The organism is Nonomuraea turkmeniaca (assembly GCF_005889735.1).
Taxonomy (GTDB): Bacteria; Actinomycetota; Actinomycetes; order Streptosporangiales; family Streptosporangiaceae; genus Nonomuraea; species Nonomuraea turkmeniaca.
Genome location: NZ_VCKY01000314.1, coordinates 1 through 10,554, shown reverse-complemented (window position 1 = coordinate 10,554; position 10,554 = coordinate 1). Strand labels below are relative to the sequence as shown.

General features: G+C 69.4%; 10 protein-coding genes. 6 read left to right on the top strand and 4 right to left on the bottom strand.

Annotation, left to right across the window (positions count from 1 at the left end; translation table 11 throughout):
- The 4 genes from ETD86_RS48930 to ETD86_RS48915 form a co-directional block, all read right to left on the bottom strand.
- Positions 1-318, bottom strand: a 318-nt coding sequence (locus tag ETD86_RS48930; RefSeq protein ID WP_138673466.1) for an NUDIX domain-containing protein, incomplete at its 3' end; no start/stop codon positions are given.
- Positions 319-540: 222 nt separating this feature from the next.
- Positions 541-1,221, bottom strand: a complete 681-nt coding sequence (locus ETD86_RS48925) for an HAD family hydrolase (RefSeq protein WP_138673465.1) — start codon at positions 1,219-1,221, stop codon at positions 541-543.
- 9 nt (positions 1,222-1,230) lie between these two features.
- On the bottom strand, positions 1,231-1,773 hold the full coding sequence (locus ETD86_RS48920; RefSeq protein ID WP_138673464.1) for an NUDIX domain-containing protein: 543 nt from the start codon (positions 1,771-1,773) through the stop codon (positions 1,231-1,233).
- Positions 1,774-1,809: 36 nt separating this feature from the next.
- Complete coding sequence (locus ETD86_RS48915) at positions 1,810-3,186, bottom strand: NsdA family TPR-like regulatory protein (protein WP_138673463.1); 1,377 nt, start codon at positions 3,184-3,186, stop codon at positions 1,810-1,812.
- A 334-nt stretch (positions 3,187-3,520) separates the two neighbouring features.
- Between ETD86_RS48915 and ETD86_RS48910 the strand changes: the two genes are divergently transcribed.
- From ETD86_RS48910 to ETD86_RS48880, 6 genes are all read left to right on the top strand, one after another.
- Positions 3,521-4,135 carry an HAD-IA family hydrolase gene (locus ETD86_RS48910; protein WP_170223707.1) on the top strand — a complete coding sequence of 205 codons (615 nt, stop codon included), beginning with the start codon at positions 3,521-3,523 and terminating at the stop codon, positions 4,133-4,135.
- On the top strand, positions 4,132-5,166 hold the full coding sequence (locus ETD86_RS48905) for a glycosyltransferase family 2 protein (protein WP_138673461.1): 1,035 nt from the start codon (positions 4,132-4,134) through the stop codon (positions 5,164-5,166). The genes ETD86_RS48910 and ETD86_RS48905 overlap by 4 nt, the downstream gene beginning before the upstream one ends.
- 1,294 nt (positions 5,167-6,460) lie before the next feature.
- The gene (locus ETD86_RS48895) at positions 6,461-7,513 is read left to right on the top strand and encodes a phosphotransferase enzyme family protein (protein WP_138673459.1); all 1,053 of its coding nucleotides are present in this window, start codon (positions 6,461-6,463) and stop codon (positions 7,511-7,513) included.
- 109 nt (positions 7,514-7,622) lie between these two features.
- On the top strand, positions 7,623-8,612 hold the full coding sequence (locus ETD86_RS48890; protein WP_170223706.1) for a Gfo/Idh/MocA family protein: 990 nt from the start codon (positions 7,623-7,625) through the stop codon (positions 8,610-8,612).
- Positions 8,600-9,670 carry an aminotransferase class I/II-fold pyridoxal phosphate-dependent enzyme gene (locus ETD86_RS48885; RefSeq protein WP_170223705.1) on the top strand — a complete coding sequence of 357 codons (1,071 nt, stop codon included), beginning with the start codon at positions 8,600-8,602 and terminating at the stop codon, positions 9,668-9,670. The genes ETD86_RS48890 and ETD86_RS48885 overlap by 13 nt, the downstream gene beginning before the upstream one ends.
- Positions 9,671-9,674: 4 nt before the next feature.
- A partial coding sequence (locus ETD86_RS48880) for a Rossmann-fold NAD(P)-binding domain-containing protein (RefSeq protein ID WP_484213973.1) occupies positions 9,675-10,554 on the top strand: 880 nt, incomplete at its 3' end.

The window sequence follows — 10,554 nt, the reverse complement described above, 5'->3', positions numbered from 1 at the left end:
AGCCGGGGCTGGCATCGACGAAAGCCCAGGGATGATCAACGTGCGGCAGCCGAGTTCTTCTACGGTTTCCCGCAGCGCCGTCTCAGCCAGCGTTTCCCCGTCCTCCCAGTGCCCGCCCGCCGGGAGGAACCCCCCGAGGCGGAGGTGATAGGCCACACCGGTGACCCAATCACCGGCGCTCTCGCTGCGGCGGAACACCAGGTTCGTCGCCGTCATGTCGTACTTCACAGACGCATCCACCAGCGGATCCTCCTCGTCCACACCACCCGGGACGAAGGACGGCCTTCCTCCCAGTTCGGCGCCGATGAGCCCGGCCACACCCCGGAGAGCTGGCCCGTCATCGTCATGGCTGACCGTAGTCAGCCAGCGCTACAGTTCGCAGCCGCTTCGCGGACTCAACGGACCCCAGCTCCAGCTTGAGCCCGACGAGCCGTCCGTCGCGGTGACCATGCCCTGGCCGTCCCAAGGCCGTCCGGCAGCCGCAGGGCCGGCACGGCCCTTTCAGCGATGACGGCAGGATTGTCGCGGCTGCGGGCGCGGTCAGGCGAAAGGCAGGGTCATGAGCGATTGCCATAGCCGGGGGTCGGCCAGGTGGGGATGGCGTACGTGGCAAGGGATGGAATCCTCTGATGGGTCCTTGACTCCCACAACCCCGAGACCGGCAGACAGAGCGGCGCTGGCGCCCGCAGCAGAATCTTCCAATGCCCAGGTGCGGCGTGGAGGGACGTTCATGGCGGCGCATGCCGCGATGTAGACGTCCGGTGCTGGCTTGGGTGCGGCGACCACGTCGCTGCCGACGATCACGGTGAAGGCGGCAAGGTCGAAGGACTTCTCCAGATTAGTGATCACGACGTGTGCGGGGGCGTTGGAGGCTACGGCCAATGGCACGCATCCAGCGAGCCGGTCAACGAGTTCCACGGCGCCGGGCAATGGTTTTGTCTCGGCTTGGTGCTGACGCATCAGCGCGTATGCCTCTCTTCCCACCTGCTCAGGCATGACCGCAGGTCCGAGCATGTCGGCGAGCTGGTTGCTCAGCTGCACGAGGTTGAGGCCGGCGAGGCTGCGCCGAGCTGCCACGGTGAGGGGCACGCCGTAGCGGGTGAAGAGAACTTCGTAGGCGAGGCTCCATGCCCCTTCGGTGTCCACGAGCACGCCGTCGCAGTCGAAAACGATGCCAGCTGTTAGCGGTCGCGTGCCGCGCTCGGCCAGGTGATGGCGCATAGTCGATCCTCACGCCGGCCATGGGTGCGGGGTCGGCAATCTTGGCACCGGCGCGCGATGCCGGGTCAAGGCGTCGACGCCTTGTGCTTGAAGGAGGTCGAACAAGGTGTGGGCGACTACCAGGGTGCCGGCTGGAACGGAGAGCTTCGGCAGGTCGCCGACGGTCGCCCACTGGAAGGGATGCTCTGCAACGTGGGTTTCCTGGTCGGGGTGATCGGCGATGGCCACATACTGGTGATCTTCATGAATGTGCTGCGTGGGCAGATAGCGGTCGGGTTTGACGGGCATGCGGACGATCCACCAGGGGCTGTTCACGAGGGGATGCGGGTAGCGTTCCGGTATCGCTATCCCCGGTGGCGGCAGCAGCCGGGGCGTTCGGCCGGTCTCTTCGATGGTTTCGCGGACGGCGGCATCGGACGGCATCTCGTCTTCGACGTGGCCGCCGGGAATCATGCAGCCGCCGAGCCGCGGGTGCTCAATGAGCCCGATCCGCCACTCGTGCTCAACCTCGGCGAACAGGTAGACCGACGCGGTCATGTGTACGGCAGGCATCGACGTCACTTTCCCCTGGGCGAGTTCGGCGGACGGTCATACGGACGGCTGCAGGAGACGCACCTGATCGTGGAAATCGCGCGTCTCGGACAGCGTCGGGAAGCTGCGGCGCAGGCGGTGGTCGAGCTGGCGGGCGCGGCTGGTGATGGCGCTGACGAGCCGGTTACAGCTCAACGCCTGGCGGCCCGCCTCGATAGCGGCCTCCACCTCGCCCAGGGCGGTGTAGGCCAGCGCCAGGTCGAGCTGGGCGATCGACAGCCGGGTCGGCGCCTGGGCGGCCTCGTAATGCTGGATAGCCTCCAGCGCAGCGGTGCGAGCCTGCTGGGGATGATCGAGCCAGACATGCGACGAGGCGTCGTAGCTGATGATGCGCACCGCATCGACGGCGAACAGGCCGGTGTTCGTCACGGGCAGCCCATCCTGGTAATGGTGGGCTTGGGCAGCGGCGTCGGCGAAGCTGGCGCCATCGCCGAGGAGCGCGTGAGCCCGCGCGCGCTGCGCTGTCAGGCGGACGGCGATCGGGCTGTTGCGCGGCGCGGTGGCCAGCCCACGGGTAGCCGCAGCCAGCGCATCCAGCGGCCGATCGTCATAGAGCGCGTGCGTGGCCAGCATGTCATCAGCCCACGCGCACACCTCCAGCGCGTCAGCCTGCTGACCGTGCGTCTTGGCGTCGTCAATGAACGCTTCAGCGACCTGGGGCTCGCCGAGGTCGTGGGCCAGCCAAGCCAAGATGACCGACAACATGCCGGCCTGCCGGGCGATATGACGGCCCTCCCGCAGCGTGTGGCGGCGATGGTGCAGCAGTTCGAAGGCTTGGTGGCGACGTTGGAAGACTTCTGGCCACAGGCGCTGCGGCGGGTGGGCGGAGTAGGTCGCGCCGAACTGGTCGACCGCGACTTCGAGGTCGGAAATGTCGGCGGGCTCCAGCTCGGTGGCGCTGGCGTAGCGGGCGTAATCCGTGGCAGCCTGCGCCGCTTCGGCTCTTCCTCCCAGCAGCGGGGCAACTGCGGTGATGCCGAGGACTGCGAGGGCTTGTCGTCTCTTCGTGTGATCACCTTCTATGGCGGGCGCCGCTGGAAGCGGCGCGACGTGGGTAAGGGAGTTCCCGTCCAGGACGGGTGTCGGTTCGCAGGGCGAGGGCGTGACCGAAAGGCCGAGATCGGCAGGCGTCAGGGCACGCCGACACAGCCGGCTCAAGGTAGCTGCGAGAAGGTCCGGTAAGGGAGGGCGCGGCTGTTCGCCGGAGTTGACCCAGTGCCCGATGCGGGTTCGATCGGGCCGCAGATCGGGCCGCCCTGCCGCCTTGGCCGTCTCCGCCAGGGCATCGGCCAGGGCCGCGTAGCTCACGGCCGCCCGCTCGATCCAATAGCGGAGCAACTCGTTGCGTTGCTTGTGCGTCGCCTGAGGGGACAACGGAGCCGTCCTTGGTGCGGGCAACAGGGCCTGGTCCAGGTGCAACCCCTTGGTTCCACCGTAACGACGTCGGCACCTTCTGTGAAGGTGCAGCGCGGCAACGCCACATCCGCCACACCTGGGCCGGATGTAGCGCCACGGCTGTGGCGAAAGGCGCAGGAATTCGCCACAGCGTGCCCTCTGGATTCGCCACAGCATGTTGAGGTGTCCTCGAAGAGGCGTCCGACCGGGCCGTCCACATCACCAGCCGAACGGCTCGGGTCGGCGCCAGCTGAAACACAGATGCACGAGCGGGCGCACCGCGCTCGCGAACCGGCTCAGGGATGGTGTGCTCATGGCGACGATCCACGAGGAGCACCACACGATCGACACGGTGGTGTGCGACGTCGGCGGCGTGATCATCAGCTTCGATGAGGCCGTCGCGTCCGCCATCGAAGCCCGTCACGGTCTCAGCATCGGAACGCTTCTGCCCGCCGTGCTGAAATCCGAACCCGGCATGCTGGCCATGCGGGGCGCCCTTGACCGCGACACGTGGATGAGCGCGGTGTCGCCCTTGGTGGGACGCGCCGCTGTGCTCGACTGGCTCGGCTATCACGGCGACCTGAACGAGCAGGTCGTCGCGCATCTCAAGTCGGTCAAGAACCGCGGCGTCAAAGTGGTTCTGCTGTCCAACGCAACCTTCCGGCTGTGGGACGACCTGGAATTTCACGGCCTCGACTCGCTGGCCGACCTGGTGCTGTGCTCGGCCGACATCGGCCACGTCAAGCCCGACCCCTCCTGCTACCAGCACGCCGCGATCCTGGGGGACTTCACCCTCGATCGCGCCTTCTACGTCGATGACACCCCCAGCTGGGTGGACGCCGGCGCCGCCCTGGGCATGCTGGGCCACGTCTTCACCACAGCCGAACGACTTGAGCAGGACCTGGCCACACAGGAGCTGCTGCCATGAGCCGGGCACCAGCCGGCCCCGAAGGCCTGGCCGGTGACGTCGACGTGAGTGTCATCGTCGCCACCGGCCGCGAAGACGGCTGCCGACGCCTGGTCGAAGCGGTACGGCACCAGTTCGCCGACGCCGGCGTCTCGCACGAGATCGTGCTGGTCATCGACGGCTGCCCGCGCTACCACTGGCTGGCTGAGGCCGGCGAGAGGGCCGACGGGGGAGACATGAACGTCCTCGTTCTGCCGCGCCGCGTCGGCATCGCCCGCGCCCGCAACACCGGCATCCAGGCCGCCCGCGGAGCCCTGCTGGCCTTCCTCGACGACGACTGCGTTCCCGCGCCGACCTGGTTGACCGACCTTGTGCGGATGAGCCGGACCTACCCCGACCACGTCGCGTTCGGCGGCAAGGTGATCAGCTCCGGCCCGGCCAACCTGTACGCCCAACTGCGTGACACCGTCTACTACTACGAGACGTTCGGATCGTGGTACACCGACCCCGACACGTCCGCCGACGTGCTGGGCGCCCCGTACGTCAACGGCGGCAACAGCGCCTACCGGCGCCAGGCGCTGATCGACGCCGACGGCTTCGATCAGCTGCTGCCCGCCTACAGCGACGTCGAACTCGGCCGCCGCCTGAACTGCCGCAACCGGGCCGTCCTCAGCCCCGGCATGGCCATCCTGCACCGTCACCCCGCTGACTTTCGCCAGTATCTGCTGCGGTGCTGGCGCAGCGGCAGGGCTCGCGCCGTGCTGTGGGCCCGCCGGGGCTACCGCCAAGACCGCCCCTCTGCGGTGCTGGCGAGGGTGGCGGCCAACATCTGCTGGAACAACAGCGTGCACCGGTGCCGCCGCGTCACCGGATCTGCCGCCCGCGTGATCGCGGTGCTCACCTGCCAGGAGGCTGTCCATGCGTTCGGATACGTGTACGAGCTCATCGCGAACCGGCCCGCCGGTCGCACACCTGCTCCGCCCGCTGATCGGGCTGCTGGCAGCGACGTTGGTGACGCGCCGGGTGCTGGAGTGGCGGCAAATTCGCCGTAGCAGCCGCCCGGCCCCTCCGCTGCTCCCCCAGACGGCACCGTCGGAGGCCTCCGCGGCCTCCGCGGCCTCCGAGGCGGCGGGGCCGCGCGTGGTGTGCGTCGTGCCGATGTTCCTGGAAGCGGATCTGGCCGTGGAGACGACCCGGTTCTGGCACGACGTCGCCCGCCGCCGCCTGGTGGATCAGGTGCTGCTGGTGACCACCGCCAAGGAGAACGTGGACGGTCCGAGCACGCACGATCTGATCGCCGAGGAGCTGCGCCGCCTGTTCGCCGGCGATCACGCCAGCCCTCCCATCGAACTGGTGCGCTGCGAACACGTCACCCGCTATCGCGCCAGCCAGCTCAACCTCGCTGTGGAGCAGGCACGAGCGCGTTTCGCGCAGCACGCCGACGGGCCGGCGGGGCTGTGGGTGGGCGTCTACAACGCCGATTCCCGCCCGGAGGCATCCACGTTCGACGAGCTGCGGGCCCGGATTCACGCCGAACCGGATGTTCGGCTGTTTCAGCAGCTCGTCGAGTATGTCGTGCCCGGGCGCGGCGATGCTGGGCTGGTCGCCGAGGGGAACGCGGTCCTGCAGACGTGGTGGACGCTGTCGCACTACGTCAGCCGTAACGCGCGAGGTCGTTCCGGCTCCACGATGTGGTCGCGCACCGCGCCGTACTCTACGTTCGGTCACGGCGAGTTCGCGCGGCTGGACTTCCTCGACGACATTGGCGGCTTCCCGGACTTCGCCTACGCCGACGGGTTGCTGCTGGGCTGGATCTGCCGCCTGATGGCCGAACCCATCGGGCTGCTGACCAGCCGCGACATCGCCGAAGTGCCCGGTTCGGCAGGTGATCTGCTCCTTCAGCAGACCGCGTGGCTGCGCGGGCTGCTGAACTTCGACGCCACCGTGCGCTGGTGCCGGTCCCGCGGCCTGCTCCGCCTGAGCCGGCATGAAGCGGAGCTGCTGCGGGCTCAGCACGCGGCCGTCCCCCTCGGGTGGGGGCTGAGCACTCTCGCCGTTGCCGCCAGCGCCTGCGTCGCGGTCGCGTCCCTGGCGCGTCGTGGCCGAGCATCCCAATCGGCTGCATACGATCTAGCGGTACTGGCAGGATTGGTGAGCTACCCGGTGATCCCGGCGCTGGCCTGGGACCATGCGCACCAGCAGCGCCCGTCCTCGCTGAGCAGACGGATGCTCGCCACGGCGACGTCCTGGCCCATCGAGGGGCTCGCGTTCTGGCCAGCGTTACGGACTCACCTGATGCGCCAGCAGCAGGCCCCGGCCAAGACCCCGCGGTAGGAGGTGCGCACGATGCCGGCGCAGGAGCAGGACGAGCTGCTGCATGCGGCGCTCGCCACGCTGGCCGCCACGGTGGACACCCCGTGGCCTGGCGACGGCTACCACTTCCGTCCCGTCGGCGGTGGCACGCAGGCCACGGTGTGGCATGCGGTCCCGGCCACCCTGGGAGTGCCGGAAGTGGCGCTGCGGCTCACTCCCAAGCCTGCCCCGCTGATCACCCGCATCGGCGAACTCGTCAACGCCGTCGACGGCGTGGAACGGCCCGACACGCTCGCGGTGGCCTCCATGGAGCACGACGGCCGTACCTGGACGGTGCATGTGTGCACGTGGATCGGCAAGGGCGCTGCCGACCGAAGCAACCCTCACGGTCTCGGACAGGACATCGCCCTGCTGCACGAGCAACTGGCCCGCCACGGCGGTGAGGCCTTCACCGACCGGCGCTTGTCGTTCGAGCGCGGCCCCATCCCGACCGACGAGCAGCAGTTGCCCGCCTGGTACGTCGCTCGCCACGTGTGGCGGGACCGGATCTACCCGACGTTCGCCAGCCGGCAGGAACTCCTGCGTCCTCAGCCGATCCACGGCGACCTGCATTGGGACAACGTCGTCGCCGGCAGCAACGGCGGGTTCGGCTTCATCGACTTTGACAAGGTTATGCACGCGCCTCCGGCGTTCGACCTGGCCAAACTTCTCGCCACGGGATTCTTCCCGATCAACCCTGAGACCGGCGCGGTGCGTTTTCAGCAAACACGCGCCGCCGAGCTGCTGGACGGCTACCGCAGCGTTCGCCCGCTCACGCCCGCCGAGGTCGCTGCCCTCGAGGGCTTCATCGTGATCCTCAACGAGCAAACTGCGGCGCTGGGCCACGCCTACGATGTGCCCCACTATCGCGCCCAAGCCGACGCCGTCGGCGGGTGGCTGCTCAACCGGAGGCGCCGCAACCGCAGCGACCCGTTCGGCATCCGCGAGAGCAGTCCCGCCTCGCCGCCGTCCACCAGCAGCGCCGAGCAGATTCCGCTCATCGACCCCGTACCCGGGCCCACCGCCGGCCCGGGTACGGACGCCTAACCTCACAACCCTCTCACCGCTAGGCGCGTCAGGGCAGGCGCGTTCAGTTCGCCGCGCCCGCAATGCGCCGTATCTGCCCGATCGCCGACTCTTCTCGGGACGGAGTGACATGCGCACCCTATTGATCGGATGTGGAGATCACGGCGGGGGCACCCTGCTCCCCGCGGCCTGCTCGGCAGGCATCAGCATCCACGCTCTCGTGGACAGCGACCGCGAGCGCGCCGAGCACCTGGCGAAACTCTGGCTGATCCCCCAGGTGTACGCCTCAACCGAGGACGTCGATGCCGACACCTTCGATGGCGCGATCGTGGCCCTGCCGGTCAGCGCCCAGGCTGATCACGTCGCGTGGGCGCTGCAGGCCGGGCTGCACACGTTCGTGGAGAAGCCGCCCGCGCCGGACCTGGACGGGCTCCGCACGCTGCTGCAGCACGCCGGGCGGGCCGGTGTGCACTGCGTGGTCGGTATGAACTTCCGCCTGGCCGAGGGCGTGCGCCGCCTCCGCAGCGCCCTGGCCGCCCCGCAGTACGGCCCCATCAGCTACGCCCGCGTTGAGCACATCGCGCGCAAGCCTGTCCAGTCCTTCTCGCCGGACATGTCCTTGGAGGCCAGCCTGTTCGCCGCCCAGGGCATCCACGCCATCGACCTGGCGCAGGTGCTGCTGCCCGCGCAGAGGGTGACCTCCGGGCAGATGATTGCGGTCAACCGCGGCCGGCTCGCCACGCTGGTCGCCGGCGATCCGGCCGGCGGCACGCGGCTGGAGGTCCATTTCGGCAGCTGCGCCGCCGCCTTCTCCCACCAGGTGCGTGTGGTCACCGCCAGCGGAGACCTGCTGGAGCTTCGCAACATGTCGGAGCTGCTGCACCTGCCCAACGGCGGCGACGAGCATGTCCGGGAATACCCCGGCGCCCGCGTGCTGTGGCGTACCTCCCCCATCGGCGGCGGCTACGACAGCGCCGGGTACGGTCCCGAGCTGGCCGCGTTCGGGGACCTGGTCGCCGGCGGCCCGGCGGAGTCGCTGGCGAGCCTGGCCAGCCTCCTGCCGGTCTACGAGGCGTTCGACGAACTGTTGCAGGCCGAAGGACTGGCGTGGACGGCCTGACGGTAGCCCACCTGGAGCGGGCGATCGCCGACGGCGGCACCGGCAACGCCGACGTGGCCCGTGACCTGGAACAGCGCTTCGCCGCCTTCGCCGGCACCGCGCGTGCGTTGTGCGTCTCCAGCGGCACCATCGCTCTCATGTGCGCCCTGTATGCCGTCGGCGTCCGCCCCGGGCAGCGGGTCGCCGTATCGGTGCTCGGCCCGGCCATGACCGGCTTGGCCGTCGCCGCCGTCGGCGCCACCCCGGTGTTCGTCGACTGCTGCTCGCCCACCTCCTTCGGCCTCGACGCGGACGCGCTGGAGCGGGCCGCGCGCAACGGCGTTGCCGCCGCCATCGCCGTGCCCATGTGGGGATACTGGGATGAGGATGCGGCCGCCCTGCACCGCCTGCGCGCCGCTGGCGTGCCCGTCATCCTCGACCTCGCTCAGGCTCCGTTCCTGCGGCTCCGTCAAGGGCTGAGCGACGTCGCCGACATCTCCTGCTTCAGCTTGCACGGCCGCAAACCCCTCAAAGCCGGCGAAGGCGGTGTCTGTCTGACCGGCGACCAGCGCCTGGCCGAGCGGATCCTCGCCGTGCGCAACTTCGGACAGCGCGCCGAGCTCGCCGGCGGACGGCTCATCCCAGCCGGTCCGTTCGGCGCCCGCTTCGGCGCCAACGCGAAAATCAACGCCCTGGGCGCGGCCTGGTGCCTGGCCCAGATGGACGCCATCGACACCATCCGCGACCGGCACACCCGCCTGCGCGAGGTGGCCACGGACCTGCTCACCGCCACCGGCACCACGTGGGCGGAGGCATCTGAGTCCGACGACGTCGTCGAGCACGGCCGCTACGGCATCGTCGCTATGTGCCCCTCTCCCGGTGAGGCCCGCCAGCTCGCCGGCAGCCTCCACGACGACGGCCTGGAGGTCGACTCGCTGCGCTACCGGTACGCCCCCATGACCGACGCCCCGTACTTCGCCCGCCTCGCCGCTGCGCCGTGCCCGAACGCCCGACGGCTCACCAAGACCGTCGTGGCGTGCCGGCTGGAGGCGTTCGCCAGCCGCCTACCCAAGGAGTGACATCGTGAAGATCGCCATCATCGGCATGGGACATGTCGGCCGCACCATGCACGACTTCCTGCGCGATCACGCCGACCTGATCACCTACGATCAGGCCGACGGCGGCCCCTATCCGACCGAGGCCCTGGCCGGCTGCGACTTCGCCATCGTGTGCGTCAACACCCCCACCGGCCCCGACGGCGCCTGCGACGTCTCCAACGTGCGCGAGGCGGTCAAGCAGCTGCCTACCTCGAAGGTCCTGATCAAGTCCACGGTGGCGCCCGGCACCACCGACGAACTGGTCGCCGAGACCGGCAAGGACATCTGCTTCTGCCCCGAGTATGTCGGCGAAAGCCGCTACTACAACCCTGTGTGCGCCGACGCCGCCGCGCTCCCCTTCGTGATCGTCGGCGGCCGGCCGGACCTGCGCCGTTGGTTCGTCGACGCGCTGCTGCCCATCCTCGGTCCCACTAAGACGTACTTCCAGTGCGACGCTCTCGAGGCCGAGATCGTCAAGTATATGGAGAACGCCTTCTTCGCCACCAAGGTGACCTTCGTCAACGAGTTCGCGCGCATCTGCGCCGCGCTGGGCGCCGACTGGCACACCGTCCGCGAAGGCTGGCTTCTCGACCCGCGCGTCGAGCCCTCCCACACCGCGGTGTTCGCCACCAACCCGGGCTTCGACGGCAAGTGCCTGCCGAAAGACCTTCGCGCCATCGTGTCCGCCGCGAACCAGGCCGGTTACCAGCCGCGGCTGCTCGCCGAAGTCCTGGCCAGCAACGACCGCCTGCGCGCCGTCGCCACGGCGGTCGACCTGGCGCTGGCCACGCCCTTCGCGCGTACGGTGCTGCAGAAGACCATGGCGGTGCCGTACGGCACGACCACGACGCTGGAGGCGATCGGCG

What these genes read in the sequence shown, in the direction of transcription:
- ETD86_RS48890 (WP_170223706.1), top strand. Translation starts at nt 7,623, where the DNA reads ATGCGCACCCTATTGATCGGATGTGGAGATCACGGCGGGGGCACCCTG.
- ETD86_RS48905 (WP_138673461.1), top strand. Translation starts at nt 4,132, where the DNA reads ATGAGCCGGGCACCAGCCGGCCCCGAAGGCCTGGCCGGTGACGTCGAC.
- ETD86_RS48910 (WP_170223707.1), top strand. Translation starts at nt 3,521, where the DNA reads ATGGCGACGATCCACGAGGAGCACCACACGATCGACACGGTGGTGTGC.
- ETD86_RS48925 (WP_138673465.1), bottom strand. Translation starts at nt 1,221, where the DNA reads ATGCGCCATCACCTGGCCGAGCGCGGCACGCGACCGCTAACAGCTGGC.
- ETD86_RS48895 (WP_138673459.1), top strand. Translation starts at nt 6,461, where the DNA reads ATGCCGGCGCAGGAGCAGGACGAGCTGCTGCATGCGGCGCTCGCCACG.
- ETD86_RS48920 (WP_138673464.1), bottom strand. Translation starts at nt 1,773, where the DNA reads ATGCCTGCCGTACACATGACCGCGTCGGTCTACCTGTTCGCCGAGGTT.